The sequence below is a fragment of the Pseudomonas sp. MWU13-3659 genome (assembly GCF_023757525.1).
Lineage (GTDB): Bacteria > Pseudomonadota > Gammaproteobacteria > Pseudomonadales > Pseudomonadaceae > Aquipseudomonas > Aquipseudomonas entomophila_E.
This window is the reverse complement of sequence record NZ_JAMSHW010000003.1, coordinates 160,346-184,129: the sequence shown is the minus strand read 5'-3', so window position 1 is coordinate 184,129 and position 23,784 is coordinate 160,346. Positions and strand designations below refer to the sequence as shown.

Annotated in this window: 8 protein-coding genes; 3 read left to right on the top strand and 5 right to left on the bottom strand. The window is 66.3% G+C overall.

What is annotated here, in order from left to right; all coding sequences use genetic code 11:
- Positions 1-29 precede the first annotated feature (29 nt).
- From NGM28_RS05800 to NGM28_RS05785, 4 genes are all read right to left on the bottom strand, one after another.
- Positions 30-806 carry a ParA family protein gene (locus tag NGM28_RS05800; protein WP_252089091.1) on the bottom strand — a complete coding sequence of 259 codons (777 nt, stop codon included), beginning with the start codon at positions 804-806 and terminating at the stop codon, positions 30-32.
- A gap of 267 nt (positions 807-1,073) precedes the next feature.
- Positions 1,074-2,657, bottom strand: a complete 1,584-nt coding sequence (locus NGM28_RS05795) for a GGDEF domain-containing protein (protein WP_252089089.1) — start codon at positions 2,655-2,657, stop codon at positions 1,074-1,076.
- Positions 2,658-2,782: 125 nt separating this feature from the next.
- Complete coding sequence (locus NGM28_RS05790) at positions 2,783-3,259, bottom strand: DUF2059 domain-containing protein (RefSeq protein ID WP_252089088.1); 477 nt, start codon at positions 3,257-3,259, stop codon at positions 2,783-2,785.
- A gap of 3 nt (positions 3,260-3,262) precedes the next feature.
- A complete protein-coding gene (locus NGM28_RS05785) occupies positions 3,263-3,418 on the bottom strand; it encodes a hypothetical protein (protein WP_213657233.1) in 156 nt (51 codons plus the stop codon).
- A gap of 373 nt (positions 3,419-3,791) precedes the next feature.
- Here NGM28_RS05785 and NGM28_RS05780 point away from each other — a divergent pair, with 373 nt between their 5' ends.
- The 3 genes from NGM28_RS05780 (at position 3,792) to NGM28_RS05770 (ending at position 22,004) form a co-directional block, all read left to right on the top strand.
- Entirely contained in the window at positions 3,792-4,952 is a 1,161-nt protein-coding gene (locus tag NGM28_RS05780; protein WP_252089087.1) for a substrate-binding domain-containing protein, read from the top strand.
- Between the two features lie 299 nt (positions 4,953-5,251).
- Positions 5,252-17,848: a filamentous hemagglutinin family protein gene (locus NGM28_RS05775; RefSeq protein WP_252089086.1), complete on the top strand. Its 12,597-nt coding sequence runs from the start codon at positions 5,252-5,254 to the stop codon at positions 17,846-17,848.
- A gap of 208 nt (positions 17,849-18,056) precedes the next feature.
- Positions 18,057-22,004 (top strand): hypothetical protein, encoded by a 3,948-nt coding sequence (locus tag NGM28_RS05770; protein ID WP_252089085.1) that lies wholly within the window; start codon positions 18,057-18,059, stop codon positions 22,002-22,004.
- A gap of 141 nt (positions 22,005-22,145) precedes the next feature.
- On the opposite strand, the gene NGM28_RS05765 is transcribed toward NGM28_RS05770, so the two are convergent.
- Positions 22,146-23,732: an ABC-F family ATPase gene (locus NGM28_RS05765; protein ID WP_252089084.1), complete on the bottom strand. Its 1,587-nt coding sequence runs from the start codon at positions 23,730-23,732 to the stop codon at positions 22,146-22,148.
- Positions 23,733-23,784: the final 52 nt, after the last annotated feature.

Sequence of the window (23,784 nt, the reverse complement as noted above, 5' to 3'; positions counted from 1 at the left end):
CCAGCAAGGCTGGCTCCTACAGGTAGCGATCAGGCCGCCCGTTCCAGCACATCCAGCAATTCGACGAACGCCTGCGCCAGCCGGTGCCGAGGCGCCAGGTGCACCAGCGGCGTCGCCGCTTCGTGGGACTCGCGCATCTTGATCGAACTGCTCAGGTACACCGGCAGTACCGGCAGCCCTTCGCCGCGCAGCTGTTCCACCAGGGTGTGATGCAGCGCGGTGCGCGCGGCGAACTGGTTGACCACGATACCCTCGACTTCGAGCGTGGCATCGTGGTCATGGCGCAGCGCCTCCACCTCGGCCATCACCGCGTGCAGGGCCTGGCGCGAGAAGCTGTCGCAGTCGTAGGGGATCAGCAGGCGTTCGGCGGCCATCAGGGCGCTGATGGTGTAGAAGTTCAGCGCGGGTGGGGTGTCGATATAGATCCGTTCGTAGTCCGCCGACAACGTCACCAGCAGCTTGCGCAGCCTGTTGATCTTGAATTTGCTTTCCAGCTTGCCCAGCAGGCCGGCCAGCTCCGGGCTGGCGGTGACCAGGTGCAGGTTGTCGTAGCGGGTTTCGGTGATGGCCACGCGGTGCTTCTTGCCGGTGGCGGGGTCTGGGGCGAGGGTCTGGCGGAAGAAGTCGGCAATGCCGGCGGGGATGGCGTCGAGCGCGAGGCCGGTCAGGTAGCAGGTGGCGTTGGCCTGCGGGTCAAGGTCCACCAGCAAGGTGCGGTAGCCTTCGGCGGCACTGGCGGCGGCGAGGTTGCAGGCGATGCTGGACTTGCCGACTCCGCCTTTCTGGTTGAACACGACGCGGCGCATGGTGGGTCATCCTTGAAGGGAAATGTCAGTTCGTGGTCAATCCTATGACCATGACATGACAGTTTTAAGACAAATACTGTTACATGTCTAACCTCAAGCCTTGCGCGAACCTGTAGGAGCGGCCTTGTGCCGCGAAAGGGCTGCGTAGCGGCCCCTGAGCTTGAGAATCGAGCAAGATTGCCGGGGGGCCGCCTTGTGGCCCTTTCGCGGCTGAAGCCGCTCCTACAGGGTTAGGCGTAGGGCCCGATCAGCTGTACCCAAAGGGGCTCAGCGTTCGGCCTGAAGGCTGCAAACCCGATTGCGACCTGTGCGCTTGGCCTGGTACAGCGCACGGTCCGCGGCTTTGAGGGTGGCGCCAGGCTCACTGTCGGGCGCAGCCTGCCAGCGCGCCACCCCCAGCGAGACGGTGACGCCGCCCACCGGTGCAATGGCGGTGTTCTGCACCGCCAGCCGCAGGCGCTCGGCCACGGCCACGGCCGCCTCCAGGCTGGCGCCCGGCAGCAGCATCAGGAACTCCTCGCCCCCGGTCCGGCACAACACATCCCCTTCGCGACAAGCCCCGCGCATCATTTCGGCCAGGCGGCGCAGCACCGCGTCTCCGACTTCATGGCCATGGCCATCGTTGACCCGCTTGAAATGATCCACATCGAGCACGATGGCAGAAAAATCGCGGCCTTCGGCCTGCAGCAGCGACAAGGCGAAGTCCAGCCCGCGGCGGTTGACCAGCCCGGTCAGCGGATCGGTCTGGGCATCGCGGTTGAGCCGGCCGATGCGCTCCTGCAGCAGGTTGAGGCCGAACAGCAGGGCGCGCTTGAGCTCGGCGGCCTCGAAGTACCAGGCACGCACCCGGTGAATGCGCTCGGCGGTGCCGGAGCGGTCCAGGCCTCGGGCCGCCGCGGCCAGTTGCCACAGCGGGCGCACGATGACCAGCGCCAACCACCACAGCAACAGGCAACCGAGCAATGCCAGCGGCGCGGAAGTACCGACCACGCTGAGTACCAGGTGGCGTAGCGGGGCAACCGTCGCCGTCAGTGGCTGCTGCGCCACCACGCCCCAGCCGGTGCTGGGCACCGTGGCGAAGCCGGCGAGCATTTCCACGCCCTGGCTGTTGACCACCCGGCGCGTGCCTGCGTGCAATTCGCCCAACTGGTCGATCAGCGTGTTGCCGGTCACCTGCGTGCCCACGCGCCCTGTCTCGGGGTGATACAGCAGGCGACGATTGCGGTCGACCACATAGAGGTAGGAGCCATCCTGGTAGTAGTGCTCGCCCAGCAGGCTGGTGAGGATGTTGTGCTCGCGCAGGTACAGGCTGCCACCGACATAGCCCTGGTACTGGCCGTTGGCATCGTAGATGGGCTGCGACAGCACCACCACCAGGTTGTTGGCGGCTGACAGAAAGGCCGTCGACACCAGCGTGCGGCGTTCGCGCAGCGCCTCCTGGGCGCCGGGCGAGGTGGACAGGGTGCCGACGAGATGGCGCAGCGGGGCCGGCGAGATCGCCCGCAGGGTGCCCTGGGCATCGATCAGGAACGTGGAGTTGAAGGCGTTGCTCTGGTGCAGCACGCGTTCGGTCTCTGCTTGCAGGGCGGCGCGGTCTTCCAGTTGGCGGCCCTGCACGTCGGCGCTGAAGGCCAGCTGCTGCAAGGCGTTGCCCAGGAACGTCTCGGTGATCGCGGCCAGTTTGGCGGCATACACGCGGTTGGCTTCCAGCGAGTGGTCGATCAGCAACTGGCGCTGCACCCGGTAGCTGGCGAAATAGCTGGTCAACAGCATCACCAAGGCGGTGAGGGCGCAGAGAACGAAAATGAGCGTGCGCAGGTCCAGGCGCAGCCCGTGCTTGGCGTGTGGCAATCCTGGTCTCACTGGCGGGCGAAAAGGTGATCAACCTTACGCGTAATGGTGGTATTCGGCCATGGGAATCATCGGCTACGCGATGCAGGAAGAGGCGGATGTGCCGCCTCAAGGCCTGGGTGGGGTCAAGGTGCCTGTTCCAGGGACTTCAGTTCGTCCTCCACCTGTTGCATGCGCTCCTCGGCGACTGCCTGCACCTTGGGGTCGTTGGCGCTTTCTCGCATCAAATCGGTCAGCTTGTCGCTCAGGCGCTTGCCTTCGTCGGTCTCGGCCAACGCCTTGGCCTTGGCCGGGTCGCGGGTCACTTCGACGATGCGGTCGAACTCGGCGTCGCTGAAATGCGCTTCGCTGTAGAGCTTGAACAGGTCCTGGCGTTGGTCCTCGACGGTCAGGTGCTTGCGCAGGACTTCCTTGATCTTGTCCTGCGGTACCTGGCCGTGGGTCGTGGCCAGCAGTTCGGCCATGCGGCTGATGTTGTGATCGTAGGCTTCCTGAAGCGGCAGGCTGGCGAGGATTTTTTCCTCGCGGGACGGTTTCTGGTCGCAGGCGCCAAGGGCGGCAAGCAACAGCACAGGGAGCAGGAGTCTGGGCAGGCGAGGCATGGTCTAGCCCTTTGCCGGGTTGCGCAGGCGTACCCAGACAATCGCCGGCAGGCTCATCAACAGCCATTTCAGGTACTGGTTCACGCCGTAGTGCTCACATGCCACGCCGATGAGCGTGCATGCCACGACCACCGCCACGAACTGGATCATTCGCTGCATCTTCAAGGTTCCTTTCGCCACTTCGTTCGGTGCCGGACCACCGGTTCGCACAAGGTGGCGATGGTAAACGATTTTCGCCTCGCACTGTGCGCCTGCCGACCTCCCGAGTCCCGCGGCGCGATCCTCTGGAGGCGGCACTCCCGGTGTGCCTGCGCTTGCTTGAAACACCCCGTAAAACAGCCGCTCATAAGCCTCGCAGTCCCGAGAAAAACCTCGCCGAACTCCCGATGTTTTTTCCTTTCCCTGTCACCACAAACTGCGAATGTTGGCGCCGTGGACAGGTCTTGAGCCCCTCTGGATCGGGGTGTGCGGCCTGTGGCCATGCAATGCGCGACCCACTCAACGTATGAACACGACGATAGGAGATTGCTTCATGTTTAAGCGTACTGTGATCGCCGCCTCCCTGGTGGCTGCTACCCTGGCTTCGGCCCAATCCATGGCCGCTGTTGTCGGTGGCGGTGCCACCTTGCCTGAGCCGCTGTACAACGGCAAAGGCGCCCTGGCCGGCATCCTGCCCGCCGGTTTCACTTATGTCGGTGTCGGCAGCGGCGGTGGCAAGACCGCCTTCCTGTTCAACAACGGTGGCGCGGTCAACCAGGCTGGCGCCAACGTCGAATACGCCGGCAGCGACTCGGTGCTCAGCGCTACCGAGATCAACGACTACAACGCTGACGCCTTGCGCGGTGGTGCCTGGGGCAAACTGATCCAGATCCCATCCGTGGGCACCTCGGTGACCATCCCCTACAAGAAAGCCGGCAACACCACCCTGCAGCTGAGCGGTGCCCAGCTGTGCGCCGCGTTCTCGGGTTCGGCCACCACCTGGGGCCAGCTGCTCAACACCGCTGACAACACCCCGATCACCATCGTCTATCGCTCCGGCAGCAGCGGCACCACCGAGTTGCTGACCCGCTTCCTGAACGACTCCTGCCCGACCCAGTTCAAGGTCAGCAGCACCTTCTCCAGCGCCAAGCTCAGCGCCGTGCCTGCCACCTGGAAAGGCGTCAACGGCAGCGGTGACGTCATGACCCAGGTCAACGCCACCGACGGCAGCATCGGCTACATCAGCCCTGACTACGTCAACCCAGGCAACAACGCCGTGGTTGCCCGCGTCAGCAAGAACCCGCTGGCCGCCGGCACCGCGCCGCTGCCGACCGCCGCCAACGCCCAGACCGCCCTCGGCACCGCCGTGGCCCCGGGCACGTTTGCCGACCGTGTGCAGCCGAGCAAGTGGGTGCCGACCTTCGGCTCCGCCGCGGGTGACCGCCCGGTACCACTCTCGGGCTACCCGATCGTGGGCTACACCAACCTGCTGGTTGGCCAGTGCTACAAGGATGCCGCCGACGCCACTGCCGTGCGTGGCTTCCTGAACGACCTGTACAGCGGCAGCAAGTCGACCCTGATCACCGCCCACACCTTCGTTAATCTGCCGGCCACCTATGCCGCCGAGATCAAGAAGGTGTTCCTGGACAACGCCTATGGTGATGGCCTGGACATCAACAACAGCGCGGTGTGCAACGGTATCGGCCGCCTGTAATCCGGGTAGCTGAAACCGCCCGTCGGTCTTGAGCCGGCAGTGGCCTGTAGGGCACTGCCGGTTTTTGTGTTGGCCTTGCGAGGTGTTTGGCGGGGGGCTTGCAGCGCCCTGGAGATCGAGCGCCGCGCCTGCGGCGCCCGATCTGATAGGCGCCAAACCCTCCCGCCGACCACCTCGAAATCCCCCCTACCGCAAGCAAATGAACTTTGCATGACAAACCTTCGGTCCCTCACCGCCCCAAGCGCCTTATGGCAAAGCGGCATCACCGCCGCCATCACCCAGCACAAGGAACCGAAGCGATGTCGCGCGGCATGCCCCAGCCAGCCTCCCCAGCCCCAGCCGTGCAACCGCGTGGCAAGTCGTGCGGCGAACCCCTGCTGCTCAAGCCCCTGGCCCAGGCCATTGCCTTGTTCCTGTTGGCGGGTAGCGCCCAGGCGGGCCAGGCGTTCAGCGCGGCCTGGTTCGCCGCCAAGGGCGCCTCGACCGCGCCGGCTGCAGCTTCCGGCGGTGCCGCTGGCCTGCCGCAGCCGGGCTCGCCACCGCCCCTGGCCCAGCAGCAACGGATCAACCAGCAGTTCCAGCACTCGGTCAGCAACCTCAACAACACGGTCGCCGCCATCGCCGCGCAGCAGGCGGCCCAGGCCAACGGACGAACCCTGGCCCAGGTGCAGCCACAGGTGGTGCCCAATGGCTTGGGCGAGGGCGGCCTGAAAGTCGACGAAAACCCGCTGACCCAAGGCTGGCTCAACGCCAAGGCGCCGCAGCAGGCCCAGAACGGCGGCAAGACCCAGGTGCGTATCGAGCAGACTGCGGACAAAGCCATCCTCAACTGGGAGACATTCAACGTCGGCCGCGACACCACCGTGACCTTCGACCAGCAGGCGCAGTGGGCCGTGCTCAACCGGGTCAACGACCCCAATGCCCGGCCCAGCCAGATTCACGGCCAGATCGAAGCCGCCGGCACGGTGATGCTGGTCAACCGTAACGGCGTGGTGTTCAACGGCGCCAGCCAGGTCAACGTGCGCAACCTGGTGGCTGCTGCAGCCCAGATCAACGACGAGCAGTTCAGCCAGCGCGGGCTGTATGTCGACAACAGCGCCAGCCTGGCCACCTTCGTCAATGCAGGTGGCAAGGTGGTGGTCGAGCGCGGCGCGCAGATCCACACTCGGGAGCCGGCGACCTCCACCGCAGGTGGCGGCTATGTGCTGCTGCTGGGCAGCGAGGTCCGTAACGACGGCCAGATTGCCAGCCCCAAGGGCCAGACGACCCTGGCGGCGGGCGATGACTTCTATATCCGTCGGGGGCGGGGCACCGAGGTCAATCAGTTCTCGACCACCCGTGGCAACGAAGTGGCCAGCAGCCTGCGCGGCGACAGCGGCGCAGGCACGGTCGTCAACAGTGGCCTGATCCAGGCCGCAGGCGGCGATATCACCCTGACCGGCCACCAGGTGCGCCAGGAGGGCGTGGCCCTGGCCAGTACCGCCGTGGACCGCCGTGGCAGTATCCACCTGCTCAACGCGGCCAGCGACAGCACAGGCAGCGTGACCTTCGGCCAGGGCAGCGTGACCGCCGTGCTGCTCGACGACAGCAGTGCCCTGGACAGCCAGCGTGAGGCTTCGCGGGCGTTGGTCAATGGCAGTACCGGCAACCTGGCCACGGGCCGTTTCGACAACCTCAGCACGGTCGTCGACCGCCCCGAACAATCGCGGGTGGAGGCGGTGAGCGGCGGCACCGTGCACTTCCAGGAAGGGTCGCTGACCCTCGCCACGGGCGGGCAGGTGGCGGTCAGCGCGGGCCGCCGCAGCCTGGTGGCGGATGGCGCGGGCATCGACGTGGCCGGCGCCCTGGGCGTCAAGGTGGCGATGGAAAGCAACCTCATCAAGATCAATGTGCAGGGCAACGAACAGCGCGATGCGGCCGGCAATCGCGACAAGGGCGGCCTGATCAACAGCGATGTCTGGGTCGATGTGCGTGAGCTGGTGCATGTCGCCGCCGGAGTCAACGGCTATGCCAGCGAGCGCTGGTACACGGCGGGGGGCTTGCTGGAGGTTGGCGGCTACCTGGGCACGCGCAACCACAGCGTCGGCGAATGGATGGCCCAGGGCGGCACGGTGACCTTCACCGGCCAGGACCTGGTGACCCGCGCGGGGGCCCGGTTCAACCTGTCCGGCGGCACCCTGGCCGTGCAGGACGGCGTCATCCGTCAGAGCTGGCTGCGCGGCGAGGATGGTCATCTGTACGAGCTGTCCCGTGCGCCGGGCGACCTGTTGTACACCGGTGTCCACCAGGGTTTCGAGCAGACCAGCGCGCGCTGGAGCCAGACCCGCCTGTTCCACAACCCGCTGATCGCCCCGGGGCAGCGTTTCGAACAGGGCTACACCGTGGGCCGCGATGCCGGCAGCCTGGTGGTCGCCACCCAGGCCGCGCTGCTCGATGGCCAGCTGATCGGCGAGACCTGGCGCGACCAGCGCCAGCAGCAGGCCCCCGTGGCCGGGTTGGATGGCTACCAGCAGGCACATACCGCCCAGGCCCGTGGCGCGCAGTTGGTCGTTGGCCAGCAGGTGCCGTTGTACCAGGCGTCGAGCAAGGAGCTGGTCCATGGCCTGTACCCGGTGCTGCGCCAGGTATTGCTGCGTGACGGTGCCCGGGGCGACAGCGCGGGCGTGACCTTGCAAGCGCCGTTGGACGAGGCACGGCGTGGTCGCCTGGTGCTGGACACCGGCTTGCTCAACGGTTTCGCCCTGGGTGGCCTGAGCGTGGCCGCCAGCGAACGGGTCGAGGTTGCCGATGGGCTGCGCCTGGCCGATGGCGGGCAACTGGCGTTGCATGGCACCCAGGTGCAAGTCGATGCCGACCTGGTCGCCCGGGGCGGCACGCTGCGCCTGGGCAACGTGCTTGGCCAGCTCAATGCCGGCGCGGTGGTCGACCAGGCACTGGCAACGCCGGCGGGGCTGCGGGCGCAGGTGGTCATCGCGCCGGGCGTACGCCTGGATGCCAGTGGCGTGCGCAGCGACCACGGCGACGCGAGTGAACGCGCCTGGCGCAATGGCGGCAACCTGGTGCTGCGCAGCACCGGTGACCTGGTGCTGGGCCAGGGCAGCCTGCTCGATGTCTCGGGTGGCGTGGTACGCGGTGATACCAATCGGCTGCTCGGCGGCAGCGGCGGCAATCTCAGCTTGCAGACGGCGTATTTCGACAGCACCGGGAGCAGTGATGGCAACAGCCGATTGCAGCTCGGTGGCGAGCTGCGAGGGTATGGCAGCACGGGGGCCGGCACCCTCGACATCCGCGGTGGCAATGTGCAGATCGGCGGACCGCGCGGCGACACCGCCGGTGTCTATCTCCCCGAGGGTTTCTTCGCGCTGGGCTTTGCCCAGTACAACGTGCGGGCCAGTGGCAGCCTGAAAGTGGAAGAGGGCAGCCAGGTACAGGTGACCCGGCCGGTGGAACTGCTGGATGCCGGTGACGCGGTGCTCGACCAGCCCAGGCTGTGGCTGCCTCCGCTGTTGCAGGAAGATGCTGTCAAAGGCCGTTTGGGCCAGCGCGGCGGTGCCAGCCTGAGCCTGGCGGCGGGTGATGTGATGCTGGGCCTGGCCAAGCGCGAAGCGGCGGCGCTGGTGGTGGGCCGGGGCGCCGCGATCAGTGTCGACCCGCTGCAATCGATCGCCTTGCGCAGCACTGCGCAACTGACGCTGGGCGGCAGCCTGCAAGCACCGGGCGGCGCGGTGAGCCTGTTGCAGGAGCGCCCGCCGCTGGCGGCTTCCGGTATTACCGAGGCGCCCCATCAGCGTTCGATCCACCTGGGGGGCGAGGCGCTGATCGACGCCGGCGGTCGCGCCTATACCGCCTTGGACAGCCAAGGGCGGCGCTATGGCCGGGTGGATGCCGGCGGCAGCATCGTCATCGGCGGCAACCTCGACCAGGCCAAGGGCGTCAGTGAGGCGGCCGACCTGTTCGTGGTGCTCGAGCCGGGCTCGCGCCTGCGTGCCGACGGTGCCCAGGCGACCCTCGACATACGCGGCCAGGGGCCACTGCAGGTCGCCAGTGCGGGGGGCAGCATCAGCCTGGCGTCGAACAATGGCCTGCGCCTGGACGGCGAGCTCAGCGCTGCCTCCGGCGGCCAGGGCGCGGCGTCGGGCAGCCTGGCGGTGGCGCTGGACACCGGGCTGTACCTCAACCGGGCATTGCTGGATGGATTGGTCGCTCCCCGTGAACTGGTGCTCGAGCCGCACGCCGGCATGGCCGAGCAAGGGCCGTTGCGCTATGGCCAGGGGCGCTTGAGCGTCGAGCGCATCCAGGCCGGCGGTTTCGGCAGCTTGGCGCTGCTCAGCGACGGCGTGCTGGCGTTCGCCGGCGATGTCGACCTGGGAATGGCCCAGGACCTGCGCCTGTACGCCGGCTCCCTGGTGCTCGCCGAAGGCGCGGCCAGTGAAACCCGGGTACGTTTGCACGCGCCTTACGTGCGGCTGGCCGGCAGCACGCACCAGAGCAGCGACCTGGCCACCCGCCCCACAGTCAAGGGCGGGCAGTCGCAACGCGCCAGCGAGGCGCTGTTGCAGGTCGAGGCCAACCTGCTCGACCTGCGTGACGAGGTCAGCCTGGGCGCCCATGGGCGCCTGAACCTGGCCGGTGGCCAGAGCCTGCAGTTCGACCGCCGCGGTTTCGCCCTGGGGCACCTGCGCAGCGAAGGCGATATCCGTTTGCTGGGCAGTTCCAACCCGGTCGTTGATCGCGGGCGCTTCACCAGCAACGCCGACCTTGAACTGCTCGCCGCGCAGATCTATCCGGTCACGGGGGCGTTCGGCGCTGTCGCGGCGGGCCTGGATGCGACCCTGCGTATCGGCAGGGTCGGCACCGCCACGCCTGCGGTACCGCAGTCGGTATTCGGTCGCGTGCGCCTGGAGGGCGGCACCGTGGAGCAGGGCGGGGTGGTTCGCGCGCCGCTCGGTGAAGTCGCCCTGGGTACCGAGGCACGCAGCGCGGCAGGTGATGTGCAATTGCTGCGCCTGCTGCCGGGCAGTATCACCTCGGTCAGCGCCGCCGGCCTGCTGATGCCTTACGGCGGCACCCTCGACGGGCTCAGCTATCTGTATGGCGGCAAGGCGGTGAGCCTGCTTGGCGCGGCGGGCGACACGTCGCACGGCGTCATGCTTGGGGCCAGGCAGGTGGATGTGCAGGCCGGGGCGCTGGTCGATCTGTCCGGTGGCGGCGAGCTCACCGGCGCGGGTTTCGTCTCGGGGCGCGGTGGCTCCACCGATGCGCGTTACCACCCGCTGGTGCAACTGGACGGCAATGGCCGGCTGCTGCTGCCGTCGCTGTCGAGCAACCCGGTCTACGCCATCGTGCCGGGGCTGGCGCAGGACTACGCGCCCCTGGCGGGTGCCTCCGGCGCGGCCGACCCGGCCATCGGCCAGCGGATCACCCTCGACCACGGTGTGCCAGGCCTCGCCGCCGGCACCTACACCTTGCTGCCGGCCAGCTATGCCCTGCTGCCGGGCGCTTATCGGGTTGAACTCAACGGCCTGGCCCAGGCGGGGGCGCAAGCCGGCAGCCTGGCGATGCGCAACGGTTCCTGGACCACTTCGGGGAGCCTGTCGGTGGCCAACACCACGGTCCGGCAACCGCTCGCCAGCCAGGTCATCCTCACCGCCGCCGACACCTTGCGGCGCTACGCCCAGTACAACGAGACCCCCTATGCCCGCTTCGTCGCCGCCGATGCCGCCGCCAAGGGCGTACCGCGCGCCGCGACCGAAGCCGATGGCAAATGGCTGACCCTGCGCCTGCGGGCTAACGACGACGCCGCCAGCACCCTGCGCTTTGCAGGGCAGGCCAACTTCGCCGCCGCCGAGGGCGGGCGCCCGGGCAGCGTGACCGTCATGGGCGCCGAGCACCTGGAGATCCTCGGCCCAGGGGCCGGCGGCCGGGCCGACACGGTTGACCTGACGCGGATCCTCGCCAGCGAGCTCAACGCCCTGAAGGCGCCACGCCTGAGCATCGGTGCCCGTCCGCAGGTGAACTATGGCCAGGGCGGCAACATGCTCAGCCTCACCGAAAACACCACGGCCATCCGCGTGCGCTCCGGCGCCGAGCTGCGGGCGGGCGAGGTGTTCCTCTCGACCAGCAGGAGCGGCGGCGCCATCGTCGTCGAGCAGGGCGCGGCCATCGACACCCTGGGCCAGGGCCGGGTGCCCTACGATGCCAATGACGGTTTCCTCATCGACCCCAGCCAGCATGGCCTGCTGGCGGTATCCAACGGGCGCCTCGATGTCCTGCCGGCGGTGGCCGGACAACTCTTCGCGCCAGGCAGCATCCTGATCGGCGACTGCCCCGGCGGGGCCTGCCAGGGCAGCACCCGGCTGTATTCGGAAGGTTCGCTGTTCGCCGCCACCGACAAGGCGTTCAGCCTGGATGAGCGGGTGCGCTTCGGTACCCGGCACCTGGGGCTGGCGGTGGGCCGGATCAACGTCGGTTCCGCCGAGGCCCTGGCGGCTGCGAAGGCGGCGGGCACCCTGGGTGACGGGCTGACCCTGAACCAGAGCGTGCTCGACCGCCTGCTGCGTGGCGACACCCAGGCCGGCGTACCGGCCCTGGAGACCCTGAGCCTGTCGGCCGCCGACTCGCTGAATTTCTTCGGCACCACCGCCCTGGACACCTACGACCGCCAGACCGGCCGCAATCGCCTGCACGACCTGATCCTCGGCACCTCGGCGATCTACGGCCATGGCAGTGTCAGCGACCGGGCCACCCTGCGCACCGACAGCCTGATCTGGAACGGCGCACGCCACCTGCCGGGCACCCCCATCGCCGGGGGCGCCGGCAGTGGCGACGGGGTGCTGGATATCCAGGTCGGCAGCCTGGCGTTTGGCTATGGCCCCAACAGCCAGCCCCAGGGCAGCGACGACATGGCGCGCCAGGTGCTGGGTTTCACCCGCGTCACCCTGCAGGCCAGCCGCCAGATCAGTGCCAACCACAAGGGCAGCCTGCGTGTGCATCACCAGCGCGGCGCGTTCGTCGGCGACAGTTTCCAGTTCAGCGGCGGCGACCTGCTGGTGAGCACCCCGCTTTGGACCGGCAGTGCCGGTTCGGTCAACCGCATCGTCGCGGGTGGCCAGCTGACCGTGCAGGGCGGTGGCACGGCCCTGGCCAGCGGTCGTGACAGCCTGGGTGCGGAGCTGGCCTTGAGCGGCCAGCGCCTGTTCGTCGATGGCACCTTCAGCCTACCCAGTGGCAAGCTGACCCTCGAGGCCAACGGCGACCTGACCCTGGGCGACCACGCGCGGATCGACCTGGCGGGCCGTGCCCTGACGTTCAACGACGTGACCCGCTACAGCTGGGGCGGCGACCTGGCGCTGCGCAGCCGCGACGGTGATATTCGCCAGGCTGCTGGCGCGTGGGTCGACCTCAGCGCCAGCAACAACCGCGCCGGGCGCCTGAGCGCAATCGCCCTGGGCGAGCGGAGCGGGTGCGTCGAACTGCTCGGGCAGAACCTTGGCGCCGCCAGTGGCCGCTACAACGCCGGCGGCACCCTGGTGCCCTACGCCCAGGGCGTGGTGGATATCCGCGCCCGGCAACTGGACGACTTTGCCGGCCTCAACCAGCGCCTGAACCGTGACCAGGTGTTCGGCGGCCGAGCGTTCCAGATCCGGCAGGGCGACCTGGTGATCGGCAACGAGCTCAAGGCCCATGACATCAGCGTTTCCCTCGACAACGGCCAACTGACCGTCGCCGGCCGGGTCGATGCCAGCGGCGAGCAGGTCGGCAGCATCCGCCTGGCCGCCAAGCAGGGCCTGACCGTGATGGGCAGCGGCCAGCTGGACGCCCATGGCAGCGTGCTGCGGGTCGACAGCCGTGGCGCGATCATCGAGGCACCGAACCGGGCGTTGATCGAGCTCAGCAGTGGCAATGGGCAACTGACCCTGGCCAGCGGGGCGACCTTCGACCTGCGCCATGGCACCACGGCCAGTACCGGCAGCGGTCCGGGCCAGCATGACGGGCGTGCACTCGGTACCCTGCAACTGACCGCCCCGCGGTTGGTCAGCGATATCGCCGGCGACATCGCCATCGAGGCCCGCGGGCCGTTGAACATTCTCGGGGCGCGCAGCATCGCGGTGGTGGGCAGCCAGCGCTACACCGATGCGCCCAACGGCGGCATCGCGGCCAGCGGCAGGCCGTTCCAGGCCATCGACCAGGCCTATCTCGACGCCAAGCACCAGCGCAGCGAGTTGTTCATCAATGCCTTGCTGGGCAACCGCGACCTGCTCGACAACCGCCTGGCCGGCCTGAACAACAGCACCTACGCCCAGGCCCTGCACCTGCGCCCGGAGGTGGAGATCGCGACCGTCGACAAGGGCACCGACCTGATCGTCCAGGGCGACCTGGACCTGTCCGGCCATCGCTACGCCAGCCTCAACCCGGCCTTCCGGAAAACCTTGGCCTACGGCTCGGGCGAGGTCGGCAACCTGGTGCTGCGGGCCGGCGGCAACCTGGAGATCTACGGCAGCATCAACGACGGTTTCGCGCCGCCGGAGTTCGCCAGCGACGAGGCGCGCATGGATGGCCGTGGCTGGTTGCTGCTGCCGGGCAAGCAGCCCTTCGACAGCGACCTGGTGATCCCGCGCAGCGGCGTCGAACTGGCCGAAGGCACCCGCTACCCGGGGGGCAGCGTGCTCAACTTCGACCTGCCGTTCGCCGACACCACCTTGCCGGCCAACACCCGCCTGCCCAGTGCGTTGTACCTGGCGGCGGCGCTGAACCTGCCGGCCGGCACCGTGCTCGACTCGGCGGTGTACGACAAGGCGGGCAACCTGCTGTACGCGGCCGGCACCTTGCTCAAGGACGCGGTCACCCTGGCCCAGGGCAGCCGCCTGGAAGCCGGCAGCCGCCTGCCGGTGGCGGTGGCGGTGCAGGGCGGTACCTGGAACAAGGGCGTCGCCTTGCCCGAGGGCGGTCTCGGCCAGCGGGGCGCCTTGCCGCTGGCAGCCGGTTCCCGGCTGCCGGCCGGCACCGAGGTGAAACTGGCCGAAGGCGTCGACCTGATCGAACTGCGCCCCAGGGTCAATGGCCAGCAGGGCCGCAACTGGGCCCTGGCGCAGATGTTGCCGCAAGGCTCGCAGTCGTGGTCCATGCGCCTGGTGGCCGGTGCCGACCTGGACGCCGCCGACAGTCGCCTGACCCGTCCGGAGCCGGATGCCGGCCTGCTGCGCCTGGCCGACCAGCATTACATCGCCGGCCAGGTCAAGACCGGTGGCGGCGGCCCCGCGCCGGGCACCGGCATGGTCTGGGCGCCGGACAATGGCGCGGGCTTCCCGGCGGGTGAGCCGGTGGCCGAGGACCAGCTGATGTTCTGCGAGCTGGTGCCCGACTGGTGCGTGCCGGCGACCGCGCCCAAGCCGGGCCTGGTCTGGGCCCCGGACAACGGTGCGGGCTTCCCCGCCGGCGACCCGGTGGCCGAGGACCAACGGGTGTTCTGCGAACTGGTACCCGACTGGTGCGTGGCCGCGCCGCCGAAGAAGCTCATCGTCTGGGCGCCGGACAACGGCGCGGGCTTCCCGGCCGGCGACCCGGTGACCGAAGACCAGCTGGTGTTCTGCCAACTGGTGCCCGACTGGTGCCGCGAAATCGACGACCCCGGCCAGCCGAAGCCCGAGCCCGAACGCATCGTGGTCACGCCGACCACCCAGTTGTTCAGCGTGCTGCGTACCGGCACCGGCGACCTGGACCTGATCAGTGCCGGCGACTGGCGCATGGATTCGCTGTTCGGCGTCTACACCGCCGGCACCCAGGCCCCGGCGATGCTCGTCGACGGCCGCGACCCGCACGTGATCACCCGTGGCCAGCAAGCCGACGGTTCATTGCTGGGCGCGCCCGGCGCCACCTATGAAGCGGTGACCGCACAGAATTTCCGCGCCTGGTACCCGGAGCAGGGCGGTAACGTGCGCATCGAGGCCGGCGGCAACCTGACCGGCAACCTGATGGTCGGCAAGCAGGAGGCGGGCGGCGTCCGTCCACAGCAGGCCACGGCTGCCGTCGGCAACTGGCTGTGGCGCCAGGGGCAGCGCGAGGCTGGCACGCCGGCCGCCTGGGGCATCAACTTCGGCACCTATGCGCAGAAGCCTGGCGCAGACCCCGTCGACCCCTGGCTGGTCGGCTTCACCGGCATCGGTACCTTGGGCGGCGGCAACCTGGCCGTCTCGGTGGGCGGGGATGCGGGTTTGCTGCAGGCCAGCGGCGCGCAGTTGGCCGACATCGAGCGCAGCCAGGGCCTTGACCTGGTAGTGGCCAGCAGCGGCCGGGTTGCCGCCGATGGTCAGGTGGTACAGACCGGTGGCGGCGACCTGGACCTGCGCGTGGCGGGCGGCCTCAACCCGGGGCTCGGTGCAGTCGCGGCCGCCAAGGCCAATACGGACCTGGCCGGCACCTTGGTCAACCTGCGCGGCGCCCTGGGCGTCGAGGCGGCGAGCGTCGGGGTGGTCCAGCAGCAATACGGCAGCTACAACAACTTCCACGATACCCACGAGTCCCGCGCCTACGACCCTTACACCGCCACCCGTGCCAGGGCGCTGGGTGGGTTGGTACTGACGCCGGGCGACAGCGCGGTGCGCCTGCAGGCGCGCGGCGATGTGGTGGTGCAAGGTGTCGGCGATGCCGGCCGGGTGGCGCAGTACAACACGTTGCCGTTCACGGGCGACGATGGCCGGGCCTACAAGGCCGATGGCTTCAGCTGGTTCTCGTTGTGGCGTGCGGACACCGCGGTCGACCTGCTCAGCGCGGGAGGCAACCTGGTGCCGGTGGTGGCGCCCCACGAACGCAGCAGCGCCAGCGCCAACCTGTCGCTCGATGGCGGGCGCCTGTTCTATCCGACTGCCCTGCGCGCGGTCGCGGCCAATGGCAGCCTTTACTACGGCAGCTCCGCCGCCGACATTGGCATTTTCCAGAGTTCAGCCTACTCATTGATGACCGCGCCGTCGGCCAACACCGAACTGCAACTGCTGGCCGGCAACTCGATCTACGCCGGTGGCTACGTGATCAGCCAGGCCGGCACCGACAGCAGGCCGCTCGCCACACCGGAGCGCCCGGCGTTCCTGGGCCGCTTGACCAATGGCCAGACCAAGGCCGGCAACCTGCATGGTGACCTGGCCGTCGAGCGGGGCACCTACCCGTTGTACACCTATGGCCTGAACACCTACTCGCTCGAGGGGGCGGATCCGCGCGCGCCTTCGCGCTTCTACGCGTTGCAGGGCGATATCGTTGGCCTGAACACCGGTGAGCTGATCACCTTCAGCGGCAGCGGCCTGAAGCTGTACCAGGGCGCAGGGCCGACGCGGATCATGGCCGGGCGCGACATCGTCAATGCCGGCGTACCCCTGGAGGGGCGGCGTGACGCACCGAGTGAACTGGCCCATTCGCGGTTCAGCAACCAGGGCACGGTGCAGTCTACCGGCAACCTGATCATCCACGGCGACCGCAACGACGTGTCGCTGGTCAGTGCGGGGCGCGATATTCGCCTGAGCACCTTCAGCGTCGCAGGCCCCGGCCTGCTGGAAGTGGTGGCCGGGCGCAACCTGTTCCAGTCGGGGCAGGGCGTTGGTTCGGCCTATCAGGAAGCGGCGATCAACAGCATCGGCCGGGTCGGCGGCGGCGGCAGCGATGGTGCCTCCATCGCGCTGATCGTCGGTGCCGGCGAACATGGGCCGGACTACAGTGGCCTGTTGCGCCGCTACCTCGACCCAGCACGCCTGGCCGACCCGTCGCAGCCACTGAGCGGGCAACCGGACAAGGTCGTGAAGGTCTACGAACACGCGTTGCAGGCCTGGTTGCGCGAGCGCTACGCCTTCGAAGGTGACGGCGAAGCGGCCCGCGCCTTGTTCGCCACGCTGCCCGCCGAACAGCAGCGCATCTTCGCCCGCCAGGTGTACTTCGCCGAACTGCGCGAGGGCGGGCGCGAGTACAACGACCTCGATGGCCCACGCACCGGCAGCTACCTGCGCGGGCGCCAGGCCATCGCCGCGCTGTTCCCCGAGCAGGACGTGGCCGGCAACCTGATCCGCTACAGCGGCAACGCCACGTTCTACGGTGGCTCCGGCATTCACACCGACTTCGGTGGCGATATCCAGGTGCTGACCCCGGGCGGCCAGCAGGTGTTCGGCATAGAGGGCGCGGCGCCACCGTCCAGCGCCGGGGTGATCACCCAAGGCAGTGGCGATATCCAGCTGTATGCCCAGGGCAGCATCCTGCTTGGCCAGAGCCGCATCATGACCACCTTTGGGGGCTCGATTCTCGGTTGGTCGGCCGCTGGCGACATCAACGCCGGCCGTGGCTCGAAGACCACCGTGGTCTACACCCCGCCCAAGCGCACCTACGACCTGTGGGGCAACGTCGGCCTGGCGCCGAGCGTGCCTAGCACCGGTGCCGGTATCGCCACGCTCAACCCGATTGCCGAGGTGCCACCGGGTGACATCGACCTGATCGCGCCGTTGGGCACCATCGATGCCGGCGAAGCCGGGATCCGCGTGTCGGGCAACGTCAATATCGCCGCGTTGCAGGTGGTCAACGCCGCCAACATCCAGGTGCAGGGCGACGCCAAGGGCATGCCGGTGGTGGCGTCGGTGAACACCGGGGCGATCGCCTCGGCCAGCGCGGCGGCCTCGTCGGCCACCCAGGCGGCGGAGGAGGCTGGCCGGCAGCAGCAGTCGGCGGCCCGGGCGCGGCAGCCGTCGGTGATCACCGTACAGGTGCTGGGCTTTGGGGGGGAAAGGTTGGTGCCGGGGCAGGACGGGGCGAGCCTGAATCCGCAGTACAACCGCCAGAGCCCGGTGCAGGTGTTGGGCGCCGGGGCGTTGGACGATCAGACGAAAGCCCAGTTGACCGAGGAGGAACGGGGCAACCTGCTGCTCTGAGGGGCGCCTCCACCGGCAAAGCCGCCCCCTGTAGGAGCCGGCTTTGCCGGCGAACCGCCGTTACGCCGTTCTACCGGTCGAACACTCCTCGAACAGGTGACTACCTGGTCGTCATGGGCTACGTCCCTAGCATTTTTGTCAGTTTCGCCTGCAAGACAAGCCTATTAGTGTCTTCGGAAGAATGTGCAGACGCACGCCGGAGATCGTCATGACCAAACGTGAAGCCCCTCAAGCGCCAGCTCCGTCCCCAGCCCCCAGGGCGGCTGCTTCGCCTTTGCGTCTGGTCGTGCGTTCACCGGAGAAAGAGATTCTCCAGGATAGGCCGCCCTTCCTGCTGTGCCACGGTGCCGAACATCGCCTGGAGGTCAAGGCACCCGATGGCAGTAGCTGGGCTGGGCAACCGCTCAGTCTGCTCTGGATGACCAGCAACGAAGGTTTGCCAGGCAGACACGGCTTGAGTACTGAACCCCCTTTGCACATGGACAATGGCGACGAGACAGACCGCTACCAGATCTTGTCCGCCAGCGGTGCAGACTGGCAGCTGGATGCGGCGATTACCGATGACATGCTGTCCGGTGACGTAACGCTGGGCCTGGGCAGTTACTGGCAGGCGCCCAAGTACGAGATCAAGGCACAGCTGGGGCATTTTCACTACAGCGTCACCGAACTGGCATGGGATGGCGTCGTGCCCATTTCCGAAGAGGAGATCAGTACCACCCTCACCGCGACGGTGACGAACCCCTTTTTCAAGGCTCACGCCATGCAGGGTGTGGAAGTGGTGTGGCAGCTCAACGGCAGGGAGTATAAACGCCTCAGGACTGACGGGCGTGGGCAGTCAAAGTTGACGTACACCGTTGCGAGGGGGGACCTGGACGACGGCAACCGCGTGACACTCAGCGCAACGTGCACAGACGAACTGGAGCAGGCAAGCGTGAAAGCGCAAACGCTGCCGGCGTTCTATGGCAATCCCTGGCCTGACGAGCTGACGATGGAAATCCAGGAAATGGATGGCAAGCCCATCGAGCCAACGCCGCAGGGCATGCGCTTGACCCGGGGCGGCCGCTACAAGCTGGTTCTGAAGCCCAAACGTGACGATAGCTACTTCATCGACCAGCCGATCACGTTGCGCTGGTTGGAGGGGAGTAAGCAACTGGGCATTGATTTCACCCCCAAGGCCGCGCAGACGATGTCCAAGTCCGGGATCAGCTGGGAGATTACTGGTGGCGCCGAAAGTGGAGTGTTCAATCTGGAGGCGACGGTTCCTGGGCTTGATGTGGCATTTCTGCTGAGTGGGGTACAGATGTCGGCCAACCTGGCATTTGAAGCCGACCTGTCGTACGACCCTTATGTGCCTGGGTTACCACCGATTTTCCAACGTGGTGTACCCAAGGCGGTGTGGATAACACCGAAACCAGGCAGCCCGTTGGGCGTTATGGCACTGCGCGCCACGTTGAAGTTTGTTTCGCTCGAAGACGATGACCTGACGTCAGGGCAGGTGCCTGCAACGCCAAGGTACGGTGAACCCAGCGAGGTCGTCGGAGAACCAGGGGTTGCCTGGAGTCTCAAGGCCAGTGGTAGTGGTATCGGTGGTCGGTTCGGCCTGGAAATCGAGATGCCCGGTTTCAAGTACCCTCTCGAAGTGCGGGAGGCGTTCATGATGTCGAGTGGTCTAGGGAACGAAGCGAAAGTGTTCGTCGATGGTCTGGAGTTAAGCAACCAGCCATTGGTTCTGCGCCGGAAAAAGCAGCATGTAGTCACGCTGGTACCAAGAGAAAGCAAGAACAGCCCGCTGGGGAAAACAGGGCTGCGCGGCCAGCTCAACTTTACCCACGGAAGCCTCACCGAAGCCGACTTGGTCGCCGTCCCGCCGTATAAGGCTTGGCAAACCATCAGTGAAGAGGGCCTGGGCTGGACACTGACAGGGCAGGAGATCAGCGGTACGTGTAACTTGGAGATCAAGGTCGAAGGTTTCGCGACGTCGGTGGTACTGGAGAATGTATTGGTGCTTTCGGAAACCTTGAGTGACGAAGCAGAGGTCAAAATCGACGGTGAAGCAGGCTCCACGCTGATGCTGCGTCGCAAGGTTCCTCGTACCGTCAGCATCGTGCCCAAGGCTGGGAGCCCATTGGGGCTGAAGGGTTACCTTTGCAGCATGTCCTTTCGCAAGGGGTCGTTGGAGCAAGACAGTGTGGCCACATCCACGCCTTATGGCGATGAGCGAAATTTGGAAGTGGGCGGCCTGGATTGGATTTTGACAGGGGAGGAGGTCAGCGGCACTTTTAGTTTGGACATTGATGTGAAGAAGGGGTTCGGGGCCCCGCTGAAACTGGCGGATGCGATCTTGTTGTCGGAGGATCTGAACGATGAAGCAGACCTGGAGATCGCACTCAGCGCGCCAGACGTGGCGCCCATCTTCCAGGCAGGCGTGGAGAAGACAGTGCGTATCGTGCCGAAGGACGGCAGCCCGCTGGCGCTGGCCAATCTTGCCGCCACGCTGCACTTCGAGCAACGCGAGGATCAGCTGACTGCCGCACAGCTGACCCCCAAAAATCTGGCTTACGAAAAGGCGAGCCCGCCCCTGACAAGCGAAGGTTTCACCTGGACGATCGGACCGAACGATGCCCGCGGCGAATTCGGCTTGCATGTGACTGTATCCAACTTCTCGACGGTCTTGAATATGGAGAAGGGCTACTTGATGTCGAGCCATCTCCGAAACGACGTCCGGGTGTACCTCGACGATATCGAGTTGGGCGCCGAGGGGGCTGTTCTGCGGCGCAAGAAACGCCATACCCTCAAGATGGTCCCCAGAGACACCAGGCATACGCCGATAGGGCGTACGGGGCTCAAGGGCTGGATTGAATTCACCCCCGGAAGCCTCTCCAAGGACAAGGTGACCGCCACACCGGGTTACGAGGACAAACGTACCGTGACCCCAACCGGTTTGAGCTGGACCCTGGAAGGCAAGGACCTCAGTGGTACTTGTGCGCTGGACATTCTGGTGGAGGGGTTTGCGACACCCCGGAAAATCGAGTTGGTGAGGTTGCTGTCGGAGCAGCTCAGCGATGAGGTGGATGTGAAGTTTGACAATGCTGCCATCAAGCCGCCATTGGTGCTGCGTCGAAAACAGGGCCACAAGATAAAGGTCGTGCCCAAGGCCGGCAGTCCGTTGGCGCAGATGACCGACCGATGCGGGATATCCTTCGAAGAAAACGGTAGCTTGAAAGCGGGCCAGGTGCCGGCGTCTCCGCCATACACCGACCGACCTCCAATGAACCCGGGCGGGTTGGAGTGGACGTTGACCGGTCAGGAGGTCAGTGGCACGTTTGGCTTGAACTTTAATTTTCCGGGTTTTCCACCACTGGACCTCGGCGAGGCGATGTTGTTGTCTTCGAAACTGGGGGATGAGGTTGAAATGACGCTCGGTGGAAAATTAGAGCAAGAGAAGCCAGTGTTGTGGCGGGAGAAGGAGGCGAAGGTGGTACTCCGGCTCAAAGAAGGCAGTCCTTTGAACGGCAACATGACCGCGCGGTTGATGTTCTTGAAGAAGGGGGGGTTGGAACAGTCGCAAGTGCCCGCGAATCCATCCTATGGCGAGAACAACGTCAAGCCTGTTGACTCACTGAGTTGGACGCTTACAGGACCGGCTGATAAAAGTGGGCTTTTTGGGCTTGAGGTTTACGCCGAAGGCTTTACCCACCCGGCCCGCTGGGAGAAGGCGATAGTGCTTTCGACGTATCTCTTCCATGAGGTGAACGTCATCCCCGATAGAATAACGGTTCCAGTTTCTTCCAAAGGGGGGGCAAGCATAGTGGCAGCAGAAAATAGCCCTATTTATGAGGCGGGGCTGGATGTGCATGTGAGATTCAACAGAAATGGCACGGAAGTGAGCCTGCGAGGCGTGCCCCCTTTCGATTCAAGGCGAATATTTGACCAGTCACGTGCTTGGGAGCTGCATTGGCAGGCAGGTATCGGGACGGTTGGATTGGATTTTCATGTGGGTGATGGTGGTGTTTATAGCGTATCTCGTTATGTCTATGTTGGTACCGGGACTGAACCGAGTGAGTCGTGTGAGCGTGGTAGCCACACTGGACTTCGAACCGATAGAGATACCCCGCAAGGTGACGACAGTCTGCTCGATACAGCGCCCGAGGAGTGACATGACCGGGTGACGTTCTGTAGGAGCGGCTTTAGCCGCGATCACCCGCGAAGCGGGTGCCAGACACCGGGGTGCCCGCATCGCGGCTGAAGCCGCTCCTACAGAGGATTGTGTTCCCTGCGCTACAGCGTGGGCGTAGTGTCAGACCACCACACCCTGACTACGCAGGTAGTCGTCATATGTCCCGCTGAAGTCCACCACCCCATCAGGCGTCAGCTCGATGATGCGGGTGGCCAGCGACGACACGAACTCCCGGTCATGGCTGACGAACAGCAGGGTGCCCGGGTAGTTCTCCAGCGCCAGGTTCAGCGCCTCGATCGACTCCATGTCCAGGTGGTTGGTCGGTTCGTCCATCACCAGCACGTTGGGCTTCTGCAGGATCAGCTTGCCGAACAGCATGCGGCCTTGCTCGCCACCGGAAATCACCTTCACCGACTTGAGGATCTCGTCGTTGGAGAACAGCATGCGCCCGAGGGTGCCGCGGATCACCTGCTCGCCGCTGGTCCACTGGCCCATCCAGTCGAACAGGGTGACGTCGTCCTCGAAGTCGTGGGCGTGGTCCTGGGCGTAGTAGCCCACTTCGGCGCTGTCGGTCCACTTCACTTCGCCCTTGTCCGGGGTCATCTCACCGACCAGGGTGCGCAGCAGGGTGGTCTTGCCGATGCCGTTGGGGCCGATGATGGCGACGCGCTCGCCGGCTTCGATGGTGAAGCTGAAGTCCTTGAACAGCACCTTGTCGTCGAAGGCCTTGGCCATCTTGTCGACGATCACCGCCTGGCGGTGCAGTTTCTTGGTCTGCTCGAAGCGGATGAACGGGCTGACCCGGCTCGACGGCTTGACCTCGGCCAGCTGGATCTTGTCGATCTGCTTGGCCCGGGAGGTGGCCTGCTTGGCCTTGGAGGCGTTGGCCGAGAAGCGGCTGACGAAGGTCTGCAGCTCGGCGATCTGGGCTTTCTTCTTGGCGTTGTCCGACAGCAGCTGCTCGCGGGACTGGGTCGCGGCGGTCATGTACTCGTCGTAGTTGCCCGGGAACAGGCGCAGCTCACCGTAGTCCAGGTCGGCCATGTGGGTGCAGACGCTGTTGAGGAAGTGACGGTCGTGGGAAATGATGATCATGGTGCTGTTACGCGCCGTGAGGATCGTTTCCAGCCAGCGGATGGTGTTGATGTCCAGGTGGTTGGTCGGCTCGTCGAGCAGCAGCACGTCCGGATCGGAGAACAACGCCTGGGCCAGCAGCACGCGCAGTTTCCAGCCCGGGGCCACTTCGCTCATCGGGCCGAAGTGCTGTTCCAGCGGAATGCCCAGGCCCAGCAGCAGTTCACCGGCGCGGGATTCGGCGGTGTAGCCGTCCATCTCGGCGAACTCGGTTTCCAGCTCGGCGACGGCCATGCCGTCTTCCTCGGTCATTTCCGGCAGCGAGTAGATGCGGTCGCGCTCGGCCTTGACCTTCCACAACTGCTCGTGGCCCATGATCACGGTGTCGATCACGGTGAACTCTTCGTAGGCGAACTGATCCTGGCGCAGCTTGCCAAGGCGGGTGTTCGGCTCGAGCATCACCTGGCCGCCGGACGGCTCAAGGTCGCCGCCGAGGATCTTCATGAAGGTCGACTTGCCGCAGCCGTTGGCGCCGATCAGGCCGTAGCGGTTGCCGTTGTTGAATTTGACCGAGACGTTCTCGAACAGCGGCTTGGAGCCGAACTGCATCGTGATATTAGCAGTGGAGATCAATGCGCTTACCTATCAATAACTTACGTGGCGTCTTAGCAGCTACGGACCAATC

Coding starts and splice junctions, on each gene's coding strand:
- NGM28_RS05800 (WP_252089091.1), bottom strand. CDS start 806: ATGCGCCGCGTCGTGTTCAACCAGAAAGGCGGAGTCGGCAAGTCCAGC.
- NGM28_RS05790 (WP_252089088.1), bottom strand. CDS start 3,259: ATGCCTCGCCTGCCCAGACTCCTGCTCCCTGTGCTGTTGCTTGCCGCC.
- NGM28_RS05785 (WP_213657233.1), bottom strand. CDS start 3,418: ATGCAGCGAATGATCCAGTTCGTGGCGGTGGTCGTGGCATGCACGCTC.
- NGM28_RS05780 (WP_252089087.1), top strand. CDS start 3,792: ATGTTTAAGCGTACTGTGATCGCCGCCTCCCTGGTGGCTGCTACCCTG.
- NGM28_RS05775 (WP_252089086.1), top strand. CDS start 5,252: ATGTCGCGCGGCATGCCCCAGCCAGCCTCCCCAGCCCCAGCCGTGCAA.
- NGM28_RS05770 (WP_252089085.1), top strand. CDS start 18,057: ATGACCAAACGTGAAGCCCCTCAAGCGCCAGCTCCGTCCCCAGCCCCC.